Source organism: Nocardioides palaemonis, from assembly GCF_018275325.1.
Taxonomy (GTDB): domain Bacteria; phylum Actinomycetota; class Actinomycetes; order Propionibacteriales; family Nocardioidaceae; genus Nocardioides; species Nocardioides palaemonis.
Genome location: NZ_JAGVQR010000003.1, coordinates 290,796 through 309,431, shown reverse-complemented (window position 1 = coordinate 309,431; position 18,636 = coordinate 290,796). Strand labels below are relative to the sequence as shown.

The window sequence follows — 18,636 nt, the reverse complement described above, 5'->3', positions numbered from 1 at the left end:
GTCAGCGGACCTCGAGCAGGTCGACCACGAAGATCAGGGTCTCGCCCGGCTTGATCACGCCGCCGGCGCCGCGGTCGCCGTAGCCGAGGTGCGGCGGGATGACGAGGCGGCGGCGACCGCCCACCTTCATGCCCTGCACGCCGGTGTCCCAGCCGGAGATGACCTGGCCGATGCCGAGGCGGAACTGCAGCGGGGTGCCGCGGTTGTAGGAGGCGTCGAACTCCTCGCCGGTCGAGTGGGCCACGCCCACGTAGTGGACCGAGACGGTCGACCCCGAGGTGGCCTCGGTGCCGTCGCCCTCCACGAGGTCGGTGACCTCGAGGTCGGCGGGCACCTCACCCATGTGCGGGTCGACGTCGGGCTTGTCGCTCATGCTTCTCCTTCTGGACGGGACTTCAGGTCTGGTGGACGTAGCTGTCGAGCTGGTCGCGCTCGAACTCGAGCTCGCCGATGCGGTTCTTGACCACGTCACCGATGGAGATGATGCCGGTCAGCCGTCCGTCGGCCACCACCGGGACGTGCCGGATGCGGTGGGCGGTCATGGTCTGCATCAGGTCGGTGAGCGCGTCGCCGGCCGAGCAGGTGCGGACGTCGGAGGTCATGATGTCGCGCACGACGGCGTCGAGGACGGCCTCGTCGGAGTGCAGGCGACGCACCACGTCGCGCTCGCTCACGATGCCGGTGACGGTCGCACCGTCGTCGCTGACCACGAGCGCGCCGACGTTGTGCTCGTGCAGCAGGGCGACGAGCTCGCGCACGGTCGCGTCCGGGCTGATGGTCACCACGTCCTGGCTGGGCTTGGCGTGGACCACGTCGCTGATCCTCATCGGTTCCACCTCTCCTCCGTGACCCGGTCGGCGGCCCGGCCGGTGTCCCACCGTAGCGAGGCAGCGGTCCGCAGGACAGGGCGTCAGTCGAGGACGGGCGGCGCCTGGCGGGCGCGCAGGCTGCTCACCGACCCGGGACCGCGCCGCGGCACGTCGGGGTCGGAGCCGTCGTCGTCGGTCGTGCCGAGGAAGGACAGGGCCGCGTCGTGGAGGTGGCCGTTGGACGCCAGGGCGTTCCCGCCCCACGGGCCGTCGGTGCCGTCGAGCGAGGTGAACCGCCCGCCGGCCTCGCGCACGATCACGTCGAGGGCGGCCATGTCGTAGAGCTGGAGCTCGGGCTCGGCGGCGAGGTCGACCGCGCCCTCGGCGAGCAGCATGTAGGACCAGAAGTCGCCGTAGGCGCGGGTGCGCCAGCAGCGGCGCGACAGCGACACGAAGTCGTCGAGCCGGTCGCGCTCGTCCCAGCCGGACAGCGAGGAATAGCTCAGCGACGCGTCCTCGAGGCGGCGCACGTCGGACACCTCGCACCGGGTGGCCTTCAGCAGCGACCGACCGGTCCACGCGCCGTTGCCGACCGACGCCCACCAGCGGCGCTGGAGCTGGGGCGCCGAGACCACGCCGAGGACCACCTCGTCGTCGACCGCGAGGGCGATGAGGGTCGCCCAGACCGGGACGCCGCGCACGAAGTTCTTGGTGCCGTCGATGGGGTCGACGATCCAGCGGCGCTGGCTGTGGCCGGTGGTGCCCTGCTCCTCGCCCACGACGGCGTCGCGCGAGCGGACCCGGGACAGCGTGCGGCGGATGCCCTCCTCAACGGCTTGGTCCGCGTCGGTGACGGGGGTCAGGTCGGGCTTGCTCATCACGTGCAGGTCGAGCGCCTTGAAGCGGGCCTGGGTGAGCGAGTCGGCGTCGTCGGCGAGCAGGTGCGCGAGCCTCAGGTCGTCGGTGTAGTCGGGGGAGCCGGAGAGGGGCATGGGCACAGGCTAGGCGCACTCACCAGTCGGTGGCGCCCTCGCGCGCGGCGAGGAGCCGTCGGAACGACTCCACGCGGTCGGGATCGGCGTGGCCCCGGGCGACCGCCTCGTCCAGCCCGCACTCGGGCTCCTCGGCCCCGTGGGTGCAGCCGCGGGGGCAGTCCTCGGTCATCTCCTCGAGGTCCGGGAACGCCTCGATGAGGTTCTCCGGCTGCACGTGCGCGAGCCCGAAGGACCGGATGCCGGGGGTGTCGATGATCCACCCGTCGGCCCCGGGGAGCTCGAGGAGGTACGCGCTGGTGGACGTGTGCCGGCCGCGTCCGGTGACGGCGTTGACGATCCCGACCTCGCGCCGGGCGTCGGGCACGAGGGCGTTGACGAGGGTGGACTTGCCGACGCCGCTGTGGCCGACCAGGACGCTGGTACGTCCCCGGAGCCGCTCGCGGAGGTCGGCGAGGTCGCCGGCGCGCTCGCCCTTCAGCTGGGTGACGACCCACGGCACGCCGAGCGAGCGGTAGGTCGACAGCAGGGTCTCGGGGTCGGCGAGGTCGGCCTTGGTGAGGCACAGCAGCGGGGACATGCCGGCGTCGTAGGCCGCGACGAGCGCGCGGTCGATCAGCCGCGGGCGCGGCTCGGGGTCGGCGAGGGCCGTGACGACGACGAGCTGGTCGGCGTTCGAGACGATGACCCGCTCGACGGGGTCGTCGTCGTCGGCGGTGCGGCGCAGGGTGGTGGTGCGCTCGACGACCTCCACGATCCGTGCCAGGGAGCCGTCGGCGCCGCTCGTGTCACCGACGACGCGGACGCGGTCGCCGACCACGACCCCCTTGCGACCCAGCGGACGCGACTTCATCGCCATCACCCGCCGGCCCTCGAGCAGGAGGGTGAACCGCCCGCGGTCGACGGTGACGACGCGGGCGTCGACGGCGTCGGCGTAGGTCGGGCGGTCCTTGGTGCGGGGGCGGGTGCGACGGCGGGGCCGCTCGTAGTGCTCGTGGTCGTGCTCGGAGTAGCGGCCGCTCACGAGGCGGCACCACCGTTGACGGCCAGGCTCCACGCCGCCGCGAAGTCGGGGAACGTCTTGGAGGTGGTGGCGACGTCCTCGACCAGCACGTCGTCGACGGCGAGGCCGAGGATCACGCCGGCGTGGGCCATCCGGTGGTCGGCGTAGGTGCGGAACGTCGCACCGTGGAGCGGTGCGGGTCGGATGGTGAGGCCGTCCTCGCGCTCGGTGACGTCGGCGCCCAGGCGACCGAGCTCGGTGGCCAGCGCGGTGATCCGGTCGGTCTCGTGGCCGCGGATGTGGGCCACGCCGCGCAGGTGGGAGGGCGACTCGGCGAGCACGCACAGCGCGGCGATCGCCGGGGTGAGCTCGCCGACGTCGTGCAGGTCGAGGTCGACGCCCTGCAGCCGGTCGGGACCTGACACGGTGAGGTCGCCGTCGCGGTGCACGACCTCGCAGCCCATGAGGGTGAGCACCTCGCGGAGCTCGTCGCCGGGCTGGGTGGTCTCCTCGGGCCAGTCCCGGACCGTCACCCGGCCCCCGGTGGCGGCACCGAGGGCGAGGAACGGGGCGGCGTTGGAGAGGTCGGGCTCGATGTCGTGGTCGACGGCTGCCACCGGCCCCGGTGCGACCGCCCAGCGGTTGGCGTCCCCGTCGTCGACGTCGACGCCGTGGCGGCGCAGCATCTGGACGGTCATCTCGATGTGCGGGAGCGAGGGGACGGGCTTGCCGACGTGGCGCACGTCGACGCCCCGGTCGTAGCGCGCACCGGCGAGGAGCAGGGCGGACACGAACTGCGACGACGCGCTGGCGTCGATGGTCACGGTGCCGCCGGCGACGGAACCCGTGCCGCGGACGTCGAAGGGCAGCGCCCCGCGACCGCCGTCGACGACGTCGACGCCGAGCGCGCTGAGGGCGGCGAGCATCGGACCGACGGGGCGCAGGCGCATGTGCGGGTCACCGTCGAAGCGCACGGTGCCGCGCGCCAGTCCGACGACCGGCGGGACGAACCGCATGACGGTGCCGGCGAGCCCGCAGTCGACGTCGGCGTCGCGGTCCCACGCCCGGGGCGTGACCTGCCAGTCGCCGTCGCGGTCCTCGACACCGGTCCCGAGCGCGCCGAGCGCGGCTGCCATCAGCAGGGTGTCGCGCGAGCGCAGCGGCCGCCGCACGACGCTGGGGCCGTCGGCGAGCGCGGCGAGCAGCAGCGCCCGGTTGGTCAGCGACTTGCTGCCGGGCAGCGAGACGACCCGGTCGACCGGCGCGGCGGGCCGGGGTGCCGGCCAGGGGTCGGGGGTCGGTGCGGGCTCACTCACCCGCGCACCCTATCGAGGTCAGGTGAGCTGGGCCTTGGCCAGTTTCGCCTCGCGGCGTGCGTCCTTCGCGACCTGCCTGGCCTCACGACGTACGTCGGCCGCGGCGCGGCGGGCACGCCAGGCCAGGCCGGGCTGGCCCTCGGTGTCGACTCCGGCGAGCAGCAGGCCGCCGAGGATGGAGGTGTTCTTGATGAACTGCAGGCGCTGCGCGGCCTTGGCCTTCGGGTCCGTCTCCTCCCAGAACCGGTGTCCGGCGAGGGTGGTCGGGACGAGGGAGGCGGCCAGCACGGTGGCGCTGATGCGGGGCGCCCGGCCGGTGGCGAGGGCGGCCGCGGCGACGATCTGGGCACCCGCGTTGATCCGCACCAGGGTGGTGGCGTCGGTGGGGATCGGCGCGCCCGGCGCCGCCTGCTTGGCCATCGGGACGACCTTGTCGGTCACCTTCTTGGCCTTCACGGCGTGGGCCTCGGAGTTGCGCAGGGCGTTGATACCCCCGGCGACGAAGATGGAGGCCAGCATGGGACGGGCGAGCAGCCGGGTGATCGTCATGGTCCTTGTCTACACGATCGCCGGGGGCGGTCGCCCCGTCCGCATGGGTGGAGGAGGGGTGGACGTCAGTCGAGGACGGCGCGCCAGGTGTTGTTGGCCGGGTCGGGGTCGTCCGCGGCCGGGGCGACGGTCGCCGTGATGCTCGCGCCCGGCAGCGCCAGCAGGGTGACCCCGACCGGTCCGGCCCCGCTCGCCACCGTGCAGGTCAGGCCGGTGCGCCGGACGTCGCAGCGCTGGTCGACGCCCCACACGGCCAGGACGCCGCGGAGCTCGACCTCGAGCACCCCGCTGGTGCCTGCTGCGAGGGCGCTGACGGAGATGCTCGCCCGCACGATCGGTGCCGAGCCCGCGATCGACCCGGTGACGGCGACGTCGACCGGGTCGGGGGTGGGCGGGGGATCCGGCGGCGGTGTGGGCGTCGGGGTGGGTGTGGGGGTCGGCGTGGGAGAGGGGGTGGGGGTCGGCGTCGGAGTGGGAGTGGGAGTGGGCGTGGGTGTGGGGGTCGGTGTGGGGGTGGGAGTGGGCGTGGGTGTGGGGGTCGGTGTGGGGGTGGGAGTGGGCGTCGGCGTCGGCGTGGGCGTCGCTGTGGGCGTGGGCGTGGGCGTGGGGGTCGGCGTCGGCGTGGCGGTCGGTGTTTGTGTCGGTGTGGGTGTCGAGGTGGGGGTGCCGGTCGACGTCGGGGTCGCAGACGGGCTGGACGTCGGCTCGGAGGTCGGCTCGGAGGTCGGCTCGGAGGTCGGAGCCAGGGCAGGCGCGGAGGACGCGGCGTCCGTCGTCGGCGGCGGGAGGAGGGCGGCAGGAGCGTCCGGTCGGCCGCGGTCGGACGCGCGTGAGCGGGACGCGCGGGACGACGGAGGCGTCGTGCCGGGGGAGGCGGGGGCCGTGGCGGCCGGTCGCTGACCGAGCGCCGCGCCGTCGGTGACCGTGCGGTCGGCCGTCCGGAGCCCGAGGGCGACGGCCCCACCGACCACCGTCACGCTGGCGGCGACTCCCACGACGGCTGCGGTGCCGGCGTTGGCGACGACGGTGTCCCGGACGCGACCGAGCAGGAGCCCGAGGCCGACGGGGACGGCTGCTCCGCCCGCCGCGCCCGCGACGTAGGCCGCGCCCGCGGACCCGAGCAGCAGGGGCGCCAGCAGGGCTCCGAGGTGGGAGTTGACCTCCGTGAGCTCGAGGTAGACCGCCGTGCAGCGGCGGCACTCCTCGAGGTGGCGCTCGACCTTGGCAGCGTCGCGCCGAGACGTCGCGTTGCGGACGTAGGCGCCGAGCTGGGAGTGGGTCCAGCGGCACGCGTCGTCCTCGAGCTCCGCGGCGTGCTGGGTGAGGTAGGCCTGACGCAGGCCCTCGCGCGCACGGTAGGCCAGCGCGGACACGGAGTTCGGCGTCATCCCGAGCAGCGGCGCGACGTCGGCGGGACGGTCGCCCTCGACCTCGGTGTGCCAGAGCACGAGCTGCCACCGCTCGGGCAGGGAGGCGAAGGCGGCGGCCGCCGCCGTGCTCTCGAAGCCCTCGACGGCGGTGTCGCGGAACGGGACCCCGGGGTCGAATGCCTCGATCTCGTCGGTCGTCTGCAGCCGGGAGCCGGAGCGGAACCGGTCGACCTGGAGGCGGCGCAGCGCGGTCAGCAGGTAGGCGCGGAACGCGACGTCCGGGCCACCCCCGCGTCGCAGCACGCCGAGCACCTTGATGAAGGCGTCGGAGACGAGGTCCTCGACGTCCCCGGCGGGGACGAGCTGGCGCGCGAGTCGTCGCGCGGCCTCGACGTGGCGCTCGAAGAGCACGCCGTAGGCGTCGACGTCCCCGCCGCGGACCGCCGAGATCAGCTCGGCGTCAGCGGGGGGCTCCACGCTCGTGGCAGTGCTCATGGCCGCTCCAGGACAGCACCCGGCACCGGCGTGCCGGGTGCTGGCGACTCTAGACCTCGCGCGGCGCTGCGGGGGCGCGTCGGAAGAAGTGGAGAAAATCGGTCTGGTCCGCGTCATGACTGCGGTCGGGGGCCGTCACACCGGGGAGAACGAGACCCAGTGGGGGGTGAGCCGTGAGGAACTTCGCCGGATGGTGGCGACGGACCGCGGCACCCGGTCCTGGGGCGAGCGGGCCTGGTGCACCGGGGACGCGGTCGGGGTTGCCGCACCGGTTCCGGGCCGTGGGGGAGGCGCTCGCCTCAGGAGCGGGCGTTCTCGACGTGTGCGCCGGAGTGGGTCGTGACCTGGCCCGTGACGGTGCGTCGCTGCAGGAGGTGCTGGAGGGGCTGAGGGAGACCACGCGTCGGGTGACGGGCCAGGACCCGCCCTACGACGTGGTCTCGGCCGTGGTCGGCGCGTGGGGCGAGACCACCCTCGGCTACCTCAACCAGCTGTCCTGCGACGACCCGCTCACCGGGCTCTCCAGCCAGGCGCACCTGCGCAGCCGGCTCGCCGAGCTGCACCGGGTCGGCGGCGAGGGCCTGCCCGGGCACGCGCTGGTCGTCTGCGCGCCGCCGCTCGGCGACCCGTCGGACGAGCCGGTCGACCACTTCACCCGCGCGATGCGGCTGGCCCGGACCGGCGAGATCGCGCGGACCGTGTTCGCCCGCGACGAGACCGTCGCGCGGCTCGGCAGCCACCGGGTCGCGGTGCTGACCCGGCGCGACGACCGCCTGGAGCGACGCGTACGGCTGCTGGAGACGCTCGTCGGCCCGGACCCGGCGACGGGTGTCGCGGTCCGCACCTGGGTCGAGGGGATCCCGGCGACCGACGAGACGACCGGCCTGCTGCTGGACCAGCTCGCCCGCGGCTAGGGTCGGAGCATGTGCGGACGCTACGCATCCTCGCGGGAGGCCGACGACCTGGTCGACGAGTTCGAGGTCGTCGAGAGCAGGGTCGCGGCCCCGCTGGCCGCGGACTACAACGTCGCGCCGACCAAGGAGGTCTACGCGGTCGTCGAGCGGCCGCCCTCGCGCGAGTCCGGGGAGCCGCCGCAGCGCCAGCTGCGGGTCCTGACGTGGGGCCTGGTGCCGTCGTGGGCCAAGGACCCCTCGATCGGCAACCGGATGATCAACGCCCGGATGGAGACGGTCGCGGAGAAGCCCGCCTACCGCAAGGCGTTCGCCACGCGACGTGCGCTGCTGCCGGCCGACGGCTACTTCGAGTGGTACCCGACCGAGCAGAAGGACGCAAAGGGCAAGCCCGTCAAGCAGCCCTTCTTCATCCGTCCCCGTGACGGCGGCGTGCTGGCGATAGCGGGCCTCTACGAGATCTGGCGCGACCCGTCGAAGGGCGACGACGACCCCGACCGGTTCCGGTGGACGTGCACGGTCCTCACGACGGAGGCCGAGGACTCGCTCGGCCACATCCACGACCGGATGCCGCTGATGGTCGAGCGCGAGCGCTGGGCGGCGTGGCTGGACCCGACGGTCCCCGGGGACACGTCCCTGCTGGTGCCGGCCGCACCCGGCCGGCTCGAGGCGTACGCCGTGCCGCGCCTGGTCAGCAACGTCCGCAACAACGGGCCCGAGCTCGTCGAGCCGCTCCCCGTCGAGCCAGACCAGCCCGAGGAGGAGGCCCGGTGAGGAAGGCGACGGTCCGCAGCGTCGACACCCCGCACGGCGAGGGTCGGCTGCACACGCGCCGGGCCCCGCGCCCGATCGCGACGCTGCTGCTGAGCCACGGCGCCGGTGGCGGCATCGAGTCGCGCGACCTCTGGGCGCTCGCCGACGCCCTGCCCGCGCAGGGCGTGAGCGTGGTGCTGTTCGAGCAGCCCTGGCGGGTGGCCGGGCGCAAGGTCGCCACCGCGCCGCCGACCCTCGACGCCGCGCTGCGCTGCGCCGCCGACGTGATGCGCGTGCGTACGCCCCTCGTCGTGGGCGGGCGGTCCGCGGGAGCGCGGTCGGCCGCCCGGACCGCGAGGTCGCTCGGCGCGAGCGGGTGCCTCGCGCTGTCCTTCCCGCTGCACCCGCCCGGGCGGACGGAGGCGACCCGGCTGCCGGAGCTGCTCGGCGTGGGCCTGCCGACGCTGGTCGTGCAGGGCGAGCGCGACCCGATGGGCCGCCCGGAGGAGTTCCCCGGTGACGCCAGGCACCTCGACCTGGTGGTGGTGCCGGGCGGGGACCACGGCCTCAAGGTGCCGGCGCGCGGTGAGGTCAGCCAGGACGAGGCGATGGGCATCGTGGTCGAGTCGACGCTGGAGTGGGTGGTGCGCGAGGTGGCCGGGAATCCTTCAGCGAGGTGACGTGTTGGGGCCTGTGTGCAGTCACTGACCCTCGAACGACCCGTAGGCCGAGAGCGCGGCATCGACGCTGCGTCCACAGCGCTACTGTGGGACGCGATGACTGAATCGCTCACGGACGACTCGTCCGCCACCGAGAAGCCCCTCGAGGAGGAGTCCACCGAGGAGCGCTCGGCGCGCTTCGAGCGCGACGCGCTCCCGTTCCTCGACCAGCTCTACGGCGCGGCGATGCGGATGACCCGCAACCCCGCCGACGCCGAGGACCTGGTGCAGGAGACCTTCGCGAAGGCCTACAGCGCCTTCCACCAGTTCAAGCCCGGCACCAACCTCAAGGCCTGGCTCTACCGGATCCTCACCAACACCTACATCAACTCCTACCGCAAGAAGCAGCGCCAGCCGCAGCAGTCGATGTCCGAGGACGTCGAGGACTGGCAGCTCGCCCGCGCCGAGTCGCACTCCTCGACCGGCCTGCGCTCGGCGGAGATGGAGGCGCTGGAGCACCTGCCCGACTCCGAGGTCAAGGACGCGCTCCAGCGGCTGCCCGAGGAGTTCCGCCTCGCGGTCTACCTCGCCGACGTCGAGGGCTTCCCCTACAAGGAGATCGCGGAGATCATGGACACCCCGATCGGCACCGTGATGTCGCGGCTGCACCGGGGACGTCGCCAGCTGCGCGACATGCTCGCCGACTACGTCCGCGCCAACGACCTGCTGCCGGCGGCGGCGGTCGACGCGGCCACCGAGGGGGGGAAGAAGGCATGAGCCCGCACGAGCACGGCTCGCACGAGCACGGACGCGACGACTGCGTCGACTACATCGAGCGCATCGTCTACCTCCTCGACAACGAGCTCGACCAGGCCGACTGCGCCGTCGTCGAGATGCACCTGCGCGAGTGCGGCCCCTGCCTCGAGCGCTACGACCTGCAGCGCGCGGTGAAGCAGCTGGTCCAGCGGTCCTGCTCGGAGGCCGCCCCGGAGTCGCTGCGCGACCGTGTGCGGCTGCAGCTGCGCGAGGTCAGCGTGCAGATCACCGAGCGCCGGGTCGACTGACCGACCCACACCCGATTCGCCCCCCACGGGGTGGTTTTGAGACACTGCCCCGAGCACCGATTCCAGGAGGACGACATGGGCAAGACCGGACGCAAGCGCCGCGCTCGCAAGAAGAAGGGCGCGAACCACGGCAAGCGCCCCAACGCCTGACGCGCTCAGCACGTCAATCGCCGAAGTCCCCGCCAGTGGCGGGGACTTTTGCATGTCCGGACCCGTCGACGTGGTCAGAGGCGGGACAAGAAGCGCTCCGCGTCGACGACGACGCGCGTGATCTCGCCGGCGGCGAGGACCTTGCCGGAGCGGGCGTCGCGCGCGGAGACGGTGAAGCGGTGCAGCCGACCGTCGACGTAGGCGCTGGAGGCGCTGACCTCGACCTCGGCGCCGACCGGGCTGGCGGCGAGGTGCTCGACCTGGACGCGGGTGCCGACGCTGGTCGAGCCGTCCGGCAGCACGGGGGCCACGCACGCGCAGGTCGCCGCCTCGAGCCAGGCGAGCAGCCGCGGCGTGCCGAGCACCGGCAGGGAGCCCGATCCCACCGCCTGGGCGGTGTCGTCGTCGCCGACGGTGAAGGTCAGCGTGGCGGGCTCGAGCTGCGACATGGCGGGGCCTTCCTCAACAAAAGCGTGGTGGTGGGGCAACCTGAGGGTCGCAGACACGTCTACCAGACATGAGCGCGAGGACCCTCCAGATGGTGCCCACGGTGGAGATCACCGAGCTCTACGCTGCCCACCGGCTGTCCCTCGTCCGGCTCGCGGTGCTGCTGGTCGACGACTTCGCCTCCGCCGAGGACGTGGTCCAGGACGCGTTCGCCGCGCTCGCCCGCCGCCCCGATGCCGTGCGCGACCCGTCGAAGGCGCTCGCCTACCTGCGCACGTCGGTGGTCAACACCGCCCGGTCGGCGCTGCGCCGCCGCCGTACGGCCCGGGCGTACTCACCACCCCACGAGCTCCCACCACCGACGCCCGAGGACAGCGCCGTGCTGGCCGAGGAGCACCGGGAGGTCATCGACGCGTTGCAGACCCTGGCGCCGCGCCAGCGCGAGGTGCTGGTGCTGCGCTACTGGTCGAACCTCTCCGAGGCGGAGATCGCCCGGACGCTCGACATCAGCCAGGGCACCGTCAAGTCGACCGCCAGCCGCGCGCTGGTGGCGCTGGAGAAGGCCATGACCCAGACCGCCGCGACCTCGGGGAAGGAGGAGCGATGAGCACCCACGACACGATCCCTGACCTCGAGGAGCGCCTGCGCGCAGCCCTCTCCGCCCGCGCGGAGCTGGTGCAGCCCGAGGACCTCGAGCCGCTCGCCGCGCCCGTGGTGGAGCTGCGGCCCGCCTGGCGCTCGCCCTGGGTCCTGCTCGCCACCGCGGCAGTCCTGCTGCTCGTGCTGGGTGTGGTCGCCCAGGGCATCGGCGGTCGACCGCGTTCCGACGACGACCTCGCTCCGCAGCCCGACGCCCCACGGGTCACGCTGCCGGCCGACGTGGGTCGGGACTGGGCGACGGGCCTCGAGTCCACCCCGGCCCGCGTGGACCTCGACGGCGACGGCACGAAGGAGAGGGTGCGGTTCCTCGCCGAGGACAACGGCACCTTCGACGGCCGGGTCCGCCTGCAGACCACACTCAGCAGCACCGGCGACGAGGCCTACGGTGTGGCGGACGTGGCGTCGACCATCGGCCTCGTCGGCGAGGGCGTCATCGATGCCGACGGCGACGGCGACCAGGAGCTGGTCGTCTACGACCCGTCCCTGGAGGACGGGCTGGCCGGGGCGCCACTCGTCTTCGACCACCGCGACGGGCTGCTGGTGCAGGCGGTCGCCGACGAGCCCGACCTGCTGCGCCGCGGCGACGTGCAGGTGCCGGGCAGCGAGACCGCGTTCTACGACCGCTACCGCACCTACCAGTACTGGATCGACGGCGGCACGCTCTACTCGGGACAGTCGCGGGACTCCTTCGCCCGCGCCGGGGACTACTCGACGCAGCTCCCCGGGACCCTCCTCGACACCTGGGCGTGGCGCCTCGACGAGGACGGCGTGCTGCACCCCGAGCCGGCCGGCTGCAAGGAGCAGGTCTTCGACGTCCAGGACTGTGGCCCGGGCTCGGGGGACCAGGTCCCCGACCTGACCCCGGCGACCGACGCGGTCGGGGCCGACGAGGTGGACGGGGTCGACGGCGACGCGCTGCGGGCCGCGACCGACGTCCCGGACCCGCGGGTCGCGGTCGTGCAGCCGGAGAGCATGTTCCTCGACGGCGAGGCCCTCGTGGTCACGTCCGCGACCGACCCCACCCGGGTCCAGCTGCTGGTCCAGCGCGAGGACGGCATCGTCGCGCTGGACCCGGTCGGCGAGGTGCCGCTGGGGGACACCGACGACAACCGCACCTGGCTGACCGCGGCCGGCCAGGTCGTGACGGCCACGCCGGTCGAGGACGGCACCTGGCAGCTCTGGTACTGGCACGCGGTCCGTGGCGACCGGGTGGTCGCACTCCCCGCCGTCACCGTGGGTCAGAACCGCTTGCCGTAGGCGATCAGCTCGACGCCCGGCAGCGGCGACCAGTCGCGCGACGGGTCGCGGTCGTAGCCGAGGCGGCGGTAGATCCGGTGCGCGTCGGTCATCTCGGCCAGCGTGGAGAGGGCCATGCCCACCGCGCCGTGGGCGCGGGCCCGGTCCTCGCAGAGCCGGGCGAGCGCGGTGCCGGCGCCCGCGCCGCGTGCGGCCGGGTCGACCGCCAGCATCCGGAACTCGCCCTCGTCGGCGCGGCTGACCTCGCGGAACGCCGACCCCGGCGGGCAGTAGGTGACGTTGCCGAGCAGCCGCTCGCCGTCGACCGCGACCCACAGCTCGCCTCCCGCCGCACGGGCGGCCGCGTCGCGCAGGACCGCCACGTAGGGGTCGGCCGGACCGAGGGTGAAGGCGGCGTAGGCGCGCACGGTCAGCTCGCCGACCTGCGCGTGCTCCTCCGGGCGGGCGAGCCTGATGTCCACGTGCACCCGGTCCCGCGTCAGATCCCGAACGTGTTGCGGGGGTAGGCCGCCTCGACGTCGGTGATCACGTTGACGAGGTACGGCACGCCCGCGGCGTACGCACGGTCGAGCGCGGGCCCGATCTGCTTCGGGTCGGTGACCGTCTCGCCGGCGCCGCCAAGTGCCCGCACCACCTCGTCGTAGGGCGTGCGCTGCGCCAGGTCTGCCACCACGTCGTAGCCGTAGAGCATCTGCATGGGGCCCTTCTCCAGGCCCCACGCGGAGTTGTTGCCCATCACCATCACGACCGGCAGGTCGTGGCGCACGAGCGTGTCGACGTCCATCAGCGAGAAGCCGGCCGCGCCGTCGCCGAGGAGCAGCGTCACCTGGGCGCTCGGGCGGGCGACCCGCGCGGCGATCGCCGCGCCGAGCCCGGCGCCGAGGCATCCGTACGGGCCCGGGTCGAGCCAGCCGCCGGGGCGCTGCGGCTCGACGTACTTGCCGGCGAAGGACACGAAGTCGCCGCCGTCGCCGATCACCACCGAGTCGTCGGCGAGCCGGGGGACCAGCTCGCCGTAGATGCGGGCCGGGTGGATCGGGTCGGCCTCCGCGGTCAGCAGCGCGGCGTCACGCTCGGTGGCGGCGCGCACCTGGTCGGCGAGCGACGTCGCCCAGTCGGACCAGTCGGGGCGGTCTCCGCGCTCGACCGCCGCCTGGAGGCCCTCGAGGACGGTGGTCAGGTCACCCGCCACCGAGCCGGCGAGGTCGGCGTGGCCGGAGACCTGGGCGGGGGAGTCGGCGATGTGCACCACGCGGGCGAACGCGCCGTCGGGGTTCTTCTCCGGCCCTCCGAAGACGCCGTAGCCCAGCCGGAAGTCGAGCGGCGTGCCGACGACGACCACCAGGTCGGCGCCGGCCAGCGCGGCGCCGCGCGCCTTGGTGACCAGAGAGCGGTGCCCGCCGGGGATCACGCCGCGACCCATGCCGTTGGTCAGGGTCGGGATGCCGAGGTCGTCGACGAGGCGGAGAGCGGCCTCCTCGGCGTGGTCGGCCCACACGTCGGTGCCGAGGACGAGGACGGGGCGGCGGGCGGCGGCGAGGAGGCGGGACACGGCAGCGATCGCGTCGGGGTCGGGCTCGATGCGCTCGCCGCGCCCCTCGCGCACCTCGCCCGAGGCGGGGGCGAAGAACTCGTCCATCGGCACGTCGACGAAGACCGGGCCGCGGTGGCTGGAGCGGGCGAGCGTGAACGCCTCGTCCATCCCGGGTGCGACGTCCGCGGCCGTCATCAGCGTCCTCGCCGACTTCGCGACCGGCGCGATGATCGGCGGCTGGTCGAGCTCCTGGAGCGACCCGGTGCCCCAGCGGTTCTGGGGGGCGCGCCCGCCCACGACGACCATCGGCGAGCCGGCGAACTGGGCCTGCGCGATCGCGCTGATGCCGTTGGTGACGCCCGGCCCGGCGGTCAGCACGGCCAGCCCCGGGACGCGGGTCAGCTTCCCGGTCGCCTCGGCGGCGAAGGCGGCGGTCTGCTCGTGGCGTACGTCGAGCAGCCGCATCGGGGGCTGCGCACCGGCCTGGTTGGCCTTCACCGCGCCGTCGTACATCGGGAAGACGTGGGCGCCCGAGAGGGTGAACATCGTCTCCACGCCGTGCGCGCGGGCGACGTGCACGGCGAGCTCGCCGCTGTGCCCCGTGGTCTGGCCGGTCTGCCCCGTGGTGTCCGTCATGCCACGCAGGCTAACGGCTCGGCCCTCAGAGGTAGGGGGCGTTCGACATCCGGAGCGCGTCGATGAGGACGAGGAGCAGGTCGGGGCGCACGAGCGGGGGGTCGGGCGCCAGCGACAGGTGCACGAACAGCGCCCGCAGGAAGGCCTGGGCGGTGGCGGTCGGGGCGAACGGGTCGTCGTCGACCGGCCCGCGGAAGGGGTTGCCGGCGGCGGCGACGCGGTGGATCCACGGCTCGAGCACGTCGGTGCCGAGGGTGTTGCGGCGCAGCACCTTCATCGTCGCCGACGCGACCCGGTCGGGCTCGCCGGACGCGAGCGGCTCGTCGGCGGGCTGCTGGAGCAGCCGCTCGGCGAGGACGTCGAGCAGGACCGCGTGCTCGGGGCCGGCCAGGTGGGGCGACCCGGCGAGCGCACCGATGGTGTCGGCGCCGTGGGCGACGGCGTGCGCCCAGCCCTTGCCGGGGACGAAGCCGCGGGCGTCCTGCTCGTCGAGGAACCAGACCGCGATCCGGTCGCCCCACTCCATCACCTTGGCGCCCGGGAGGAGGTGCTGCTCGTTGTCACGGCTCAGGCACTCGGCGAGCACCAGCGCACTGAAGCTGCGGCGGAAGACCGTGTCGGTGCCGCGCTCGCCGAGCCCGACGCCCAGCCCCGCCACCATGCCGTCGCCGAGCCCGATCAGCAGGTCGTCGTAGACGCCGCGCTCGATCCAGGTGGCGAGCGCGGGGTAGGCGGTGCCGTCGCGGACCTCCGGGTCGGTGGAGCCGAGCATCGTCGTCAGCTCGGCGGTCAGGTCGTCGAGCGGCCGGTCCGACGGGACCTCGAACCCGGCCGCCTGCACCTGGTTCCAGTACCCGATCGCCATGGACCCATCCTGCCAGCCAGCCCCCTAGGCTGCCTGCGTGCCCTCACTCCACGAGCTCGTGCGAGCCCACACCGACCTGGTCGAGGACGACATGGCCTGGCTGCAGCTGCTCATGGCGGACTGGCAGATCCTCGCCGACCTGTCCTTCGCCGACCTGGTGCTGTGGCTCCCCGACCGGGAGGGCCGGGGCTACTGGGCGGGCGGGCAGATGCGCCCGACGACCGGCCCGACGGCGCTCGTGGACGACGTGCTCGGCACCTTCATCCCGACGGGACGGCGCCGGATGCTCGACGAGGCCCTCGCCTCGGGGCGCCTGGTCCGCGAGGGTGACCCCGAGTGGCGCGACGACGTACCGGTGCGGGTCGAGGTGATCCCGGTGCGGCGCGCCGGAACGGTGATCGCGCTGGTGGCGCGCAACACCAACCTGATCGGCGTCCGCACGCCGAGCCGGCTCGAGCTGAGCTACCTGCAGACCGCTGCGGAGCTCACCCAGATGATCGCCGCCGGCCACTTCCCGCTGTCGGGGCAGCGCAGCGACCACGCCGACTCGCCGCGCGTCGGGGACGGCTTCGTCCGCCTGGACGCCGCAGGGCGCGTGGTCTACGCCAGCCCCAACGGCCTCTCGGCCTACCGCCGTCTCGGGCTGCAGGGCGACCTGTCAGGCCTGGTGCTCGCCGACCTCACCCGCGACCTGGTGCCCCCGCGCCGGCGCCCGGACGAGGAGACGCTCAGCGCGGTGCTCGGCGGCCGGGACGGCCGCGAGACCGAGGTCGGCACCGACGAGGTGACCCTCATCGTCCGCAGCATCCCGCTGCGGCCGCTCGGCGAGCGCAGCGGCGCGCTGCTGCTGGTGCGCGACGTGACCGAGCTGCGCCGACGCGACCGCGAGCTGGTGACCAAGGACGTCACGATCCGCGAGATCCACCACCGCGTGAAGAACAACCTGCAGACGGTGGCGGCGCTGCTGCGCCTGCAGGCACGACGTACGTCCGCCGACGACGCGAAGGCCGCGCTCGAGGAGGCGGTGCGCCGGGTGGGATCGATCGCGATCGTCCACGAGACGCTGAGCCACGCGGTCGAGGAGACCGTCGACTTCGACGCGATCGCCGACCGGCTCGGGTCGATGGTCGTCGACGTGAGCGGCGTCGAGGTGCCGGTGCGGGTGGTCCGCGAGGGGTCCTTCGGCAAGCTGCCGTCCGAGGCGGCGACGCCGCTGGCCATGGTGCTCACGGAGGTCCTGCAGAACGCCGTGGAGCACGGCTACGCTGAGGCGCCCCCGGAGGGACGCCCCGAGGTCGGGCGCGTGGTGGTCACCGCGCGCCGGATCGTCAGCCGGCTGCACGTCGTCGTCGAGGACGACGGCCAGGGCCTCCCGCCGGGGTTCGACGTGGACGCCTCGACCCAGCTGGGCCTGTCGATCGTGCGCACGCTGGTGGAGTCCGAGCTCGGGGGAGTCCTCGAGATCGGGCCGGGCGTGCGCGGCACGCGGGTCCAGGCGGACCTGCCGCTCGACTGAGCGGCTGGGTCGTGGTCAGGCGGTGCGGATGCGGGCGCGGGCGTTGCGGCGCTTGAGCGCGCGACGCTCGTCCTCGCTGAGGCCACCCCAGACGCCGTGGTCCTGGCCCGCCTCGAGGGCCCAGGCGAGGCACTGCTCGCGCACCTCGCACCGACGACACACCTGCTTCGCCTCCTCGATCTGGAGGATCGCGGGACCGGTGTTGCCGATCGGGAAGAACAGCTCAGGGTCCTCGTCGAGGCATGCAGAGCGGCTGCGCCAATCCATGGGGTGGGGGATCCCTCTTTCTACGTCACAGGCTGGTGCTGTTTGCGGACGATCAGCTGGCCCGGGCGCCGACGGGGGCGTGCGTGAGCACGTGGCGCAGCGACCAGACTGGCAAGACTTGATCGTTCACACAACCCCCGAGGGTGGTCGTGTCCGTCACAACCTGCCCCCGACTAGGGTTGCGGCCGTGTCCGAGACGCCCCGCATCCCGCCGCCGCTGGTGGTCGCCGCCTCGGTGACGGCGGTCGAGGCCGTGGTGATGGCCGGGCTCGGCCTGCTCGAGCTGGCCAACCTCCGCGCCGTCCGGCTCACCATGGGCGTGACGACGACGGCGTTCTTCCTGGCCGCGGCCGCGGGGCTCGGGTGGTGCGCCTGGTCCCTGTGGCGGGCGCGCCGGTGGGCCCGCGGACCGGTCGTGATGGCGCAGCTGATCGTCCTCGGGCTGGCCTGGAACCTGTGGGCCGACCCGACCCGGGTGCTCTCGGCGGTGCTCGCCGTCGTCGGCGTCGTGGTCATCGCGGGCCTCGTCCACCCCGCCAGCACGAAGGTGCTCGAGGTCGACGACCCCGACCGCGTGCTCTAGTCCTGCTCGAGCGAGGTTCGCAGCTGGGTGAGGGTGCGGGTGAGCAGCCGCGAGACGTGCATCTGCGAGACGCCGATCTCCTCGGCGATCTGCGACTGGGTCATGTTCTTGAAGAAGCGCAGCAGCAGGATCCGCTTCTCCCGCTCGCCGAGGCCCTCGAGGAGCGGCTTGATCGACTCGCGGATCTCGACGTGCTCGATGTTGGCGTCCTCGACCCCGAGGCTGGCGAGCATCGCGGGCGGCCCGTCGTCGGAGTCGTCGGACGCGTCGAGCGACAGCGTCGCGTAGGCGTGCGAGGACTCGATGCCCTCCATGACCTCCTCGACGCTGCAGCCGATGACCTCGGCGAGCTCGCGCGGCGTCGGGGAGCGGCCCAGCTTCTGGGTGAGCTCGCCGGTGGCGCCGCCGATCTGCATCCGCAGCTCCTGCAGGCGCCGCGGCACCCGGATCGCCCACCCCTTGTCGCGGAAGTGGCGCTTGATCTCGCCGATCACCGTCGGCGTGGCGTAGGTGGAGAACTCGACGCCGCGGTCGGTCTCGAACCGGTCGACCGCCTTGATCAGGCCGATCGTGCCGACCTGGACCAGGTCCTCGAACGGCTCACCGCGGTTGCGGAAGCGACGCGCGCAGTGCTCGACCAGCGTGAGGTGCAGGTGCACCAGGTCCTCGCGCGCGGCCGCGCGGTCGGGCGCGCCTGCTCCCGGGTCGTGCAGGACCGCGAACAGCTCGGCGCTGCGCGCGCGGACGTGGTCCAGCGCGCTCGGTGCCTCCATCGTGTCGTCCCCCGTGACGTCGCTCAT

23 protein-coding genes are annotated in these 18,636 nt (G+C 73.8%); 10 read left to right on the top strand and 13 right to left on the bottom strand.

Annotation, left to right across the window (positions count from 1 at the left end):
• Position 1: 1 nt before the first annotated feature.
• From KDN32_RS13815 to KDN32_RS13785, 7 genes are all read right to left on the bottom strand, one after another.
• A complete protein-coding gene (locus tag KDN32_RS13815; protein ID WP_211732828.1) occupies positions 2–373 on the bottom strand; it encodes an FKBP-type peptidyl-prolyl cis-trans isomerase in 372 nt (123 codons plus the stop codon).
• 22 nt (positions 374–395) lie between these two features.
• Positions 396–827: a CBS domain-containing protein gene (locus KDN32_RS13810; RefSeq protein WP_211732827.1), complete on the bottom strand. Its 432-nt coding sequence runs from the start codon at positions 825–827 to the stop codon at positions 396–398.
• An 83-nt stretch (positions 828–910) separates the two neighbouring features.
• Positions 911–1,801, bottom strand: a complete 891-nt coding sequence (locus KDN32_RS13805; RefSeq protein WP_211732826.1) for an inositol monophosphatase family protein — start codon at positions 1,799–1,801, stop codon at positions 911–913.
• A gap of 19 nt (positions 1,802–1,820) precedes the next feature.
• Positions 1,821–2,825, bottom strand: coding sequence for a ribosome small subunit-dependent GTPase A (gene rsgA, locus KDN32_RS13800; RefSeq protein ID WP_211732825.1), 1,005 nt, complete (start codon positions 2,823–2,825; stop codon positions 1,821–1,823).
• Complete coding sequence (gene aroA / locus KDN32_RS13795; protein ID WP_211732824.1) at positions 2,822–4,120, bottom strand: 3-phosphoshikimate 1-carboxyvinyltransferase; 1,299 nt, start codon at positions 4,118–4,120, stop codon at positions 2,822–2,824. The genes rsgA and aroA overlap by 4 nt, the downstream gene beginning before the upstream one ends.
• An 18-nt stretch (positions 4,121–4,138) precedes the next feature.
• A complete protein-coding gene (locus KDN32_RS13790) occupies positions 4,139–4,669 on the bottom strand; it encodes a DoxX family membrane protein (RefSeq protein WP_211732823.1) in 531 nt (176 codons plus the stop codon).
• A 65-nt stretch (positions 4,670–4,734) separates the two neighbouring features.
• A complete protein-coding gene (locus KDN32_RS13785; RefSeq protein ID WP_211732822.1) occupies positions 4,735–6,534 on the bottom strand; it encodes a sigma-70 family RNA polymerase sigma factor in 1,800 nt (599 codons plus the stop codon).
• A 332-nt stretch (positions 6,535–6,866) separates the two neighbouring features.
• Here KDN32_RS13785 and KDN32_RS13780 point away from each other — a divergent pair, with 332 nt between their 5' ends.
• The 6 genes from KDN32_RS13780 to KDN32_RS23535 all read left to right on the top strand — a co-directional run bounded on the left by KDN32_RS13780 (position 6,867) and on the right by KDN32_RS23535 (position 10,071).
• Complete coding sequence (locus KDN32_RS13780; protein ID WP_211732821.1) at positions 6,867–7,448, top strand: hypothetical protein; 582 nt, start codon at positions 6,867–6,869, stop codon at positions 7,446–7,448.
• A gap of 9 nt (positions 7,449–7,457) precedes the next feature.
• A complete protein-coding gene (locus KDN32_RS13775; RefSeq protein ID WP_211732820.1) occupies positions 7,458–8,219 on the top strand; it encodes an SOS response-associated peptidase in 762 nt (253 codons plus the stop codon).
• Positions 8,216–8,878: an alpha/beta hydrolase family protein gene (locus KDN32_RS13770; protein ID WP_211732819.1), complete on the top strand. Its 663-nt coding sequence runs from the start codon at positions 8,216–8,218 to the stop codon at positions 8,876–8,878. The genes KDN32_RS13775 and KDN32_RS13770 overlap by 4 nt, the downstream gene beginning before the upstream one ends.
• A 96-nt stretch (positions 8,879–8,974) precedes the next feature.
• A complete protein-coding gene (locus tag KDN32_RS13765; protein WP_211732818.1) occupies positions 8,975–9,634 on the top strand; it encodes a sigma-70 family RNA polymerase sigma factor in 660 nt (219 codons plus the stop codon).
• A complete protein-coding gene (gene rsrA, locus KDN32_RS13760; protein WP_211732817.1) occupies positions 9,631–9,921 on the top strand; it encodes a mycothiol system anti-sigma-R factor in 291 nt (96 codons plus the stop codon). The genes KDN32_RS13765 and rsrA overlap by 4 nt, the downstream gene beginning before the upstream one ends.
• Positions 9,922–9,996: 75 nt before the next feature.
• Entirely contained in the window at positions 9,997–10,071 is a 75-nt protein-coding gene (locus KDN32_RS23535; protein ID WP_369759046.1) for a 50S ribosomal protein bL37, read from the top strand.
• A 74-nt stretch (positions 10,072–10,145) separates the two neighbouring features.
• On the opposite strand, the gene KDN32_RS13755 is transcribed toward KDN32_RS23535, so the two are convergent.
• The gene (locus KDN32_RS13755) at positions 10,146–10,520 is read right to left on the bottom strand and encodes a thioesterase family protein (protein ID WP_211732816.1); all 375 of its coding nucleotides are present in this window, start codon (positions 10,518–10,520) and stop codon (positions 10,146–10,148) included.
• Between the two features lie 68 nt (positions 10,521–10,588).
• On the opposite strand from KDN32_RS13755, the gene KDN32_RS13750 reads away from it, so the two are divergent.
• Together KDN32_RS13750 and KDN32_RS13745 are read left to right on the top strand one after the other, a co-directional pair.
• The gene (locus KDN32_RS13750) at positions 10,589–11,125 is read left to right on the top strand and encodes a SigE family RNA polymerase sigma factor (RefSeq protein ID WP_249217056.1); all 537 of its coding nucleotides are present in this window, start codon (positions 10,589–10,591) and stop codon (positions 11,123–11,125) included.
• Positions 11,122–12,435 (top strand): hypothetical protein, encoded by a 1,314-nt coding sequence (locus tag KDN32_RS13745; RefSeq protein ID WP_211732815.1) that lies wholly within the window; start codon positions 11,122–11,124, stop codon positions 12,433–12,435. Before KDN32_RS13750 ends, KDN32_RS13745 begins: the two co-directional genes overlap by 4 nt.
• Here the strand turns inward: KDN32_RS13745 and KDN32_RS13740 are convergent.
• The 3 genes from KDN32_RS13740 to KDN32_RS13730 are packed head-to-tail and all read right to left on the bottom strand — an operon-like array spanning position 12,417 to position 15,470.
• On the bottom strand, positions 12,417–12,896 hold the full coding sequence (locus KDN32_RS13740) for a GNAT family N-acetyltransferase (RefSeq protein ID WP_307854084.1): 480 nt from the start codon (positions 12,894–12,896) through the stop codon (positions 12,417–12,419). The two genes, KDN32_RS13745 and KDN32_RS13740, sit on opposite strands and share 19 nt — an antisense overlap.
• 17 nt (positions 12,897–12,913) lie before the next feature.
• Positions 12,914–14,605 (bottom strand): acetolactate synthase, encoded by a 1,692-nt coding sequence (locus tag KDN32_RS13735; protein WP_211732813.1) that lies wholly within the window; start codon positions 14,603–14,605, stop codon positions 12,914–12,916.
• A gap of 25 nt (positions 14,606–14,630) precedes the next feature.
• Positions 14,631–15,470 carry a DUF2785 domain-containing protein gene (locus tag KDN32_RS13730; RefSeq protein ID WP_211732812.1) on the bottom strand — a complete coding sequence of 280 codons (840 nt, stop codon included), beginning with the start codon at positions 15,468–15,470 and terminating at the stop codon, positions 14,631–14,633.
• A gap of 37 nt (positions 15,471–15,507) precedes the next feature.
• Here KDN32_RS13730 and KDN32_RS13725 point away from each other — a divergent pair, with 37 nt between their 5' ends.
• Positions 15,508–16,986, top strand: a complete 1,479-nt coding sequence (locus tag KDN32_RS13725; RefSeq protein ID WP_211732811.1) for a sensor histidine kinase — start codon at positions 15,508–15,510, stop codon at positions 16,984–16,986.
• Between the two features lie 15 nt (positions 16,987–17,001).
• On the opposite strand, the gene KDN32_RS13720 is transcribed toward KDN32_RS13725, so the two are convergent.
• Complete coding sequence (locus KDN32_RS13720; protein WP_056601527.1) at positions 17,002–17,253, bottom strand: WhiB family transcriptional regulator; 252 nt, start codon at positions 17,251–17,253, stop codon at positions 17,002–17,004.
• A gap of 187 nt (positions 17,254–17,440) precedes the next feature.
• Between KDN32_RS13720 and KDN32_RS13715 the strand changes: the two genes are divergently transcribed.
• The gene (locus tag KDN32_RS13715; protein WP_211732810.1) at positions 17,441–17,836 is read left to right on the top strand and encodes a hypothetical protein; all 396 of its coding nucleotides are present in this window, start codon (positions 17,441–17,443) and stop codon (positions 17,834–17,836) included.
• Here the strand turns inward: KDN32_RS13715 and KDN32_RS13710 are convergent.
• Positions 17,833–18,636 carry an RNA polymerase sigma factor SigF gene (locus tag KDN32_RS13710; protein WP_211732809.1) on the bottom strand — a complete coding sequence of 268 codons (804 nt, stop codon included), beginning with the start codon at positions 18,634–18,636 and terminating at the stop codon, positions 17,833–17,835. The two genes, KDN32_RS13715 and KDN32_RS13710, sit on opposite strands and share 4 nt — an antisense overlap.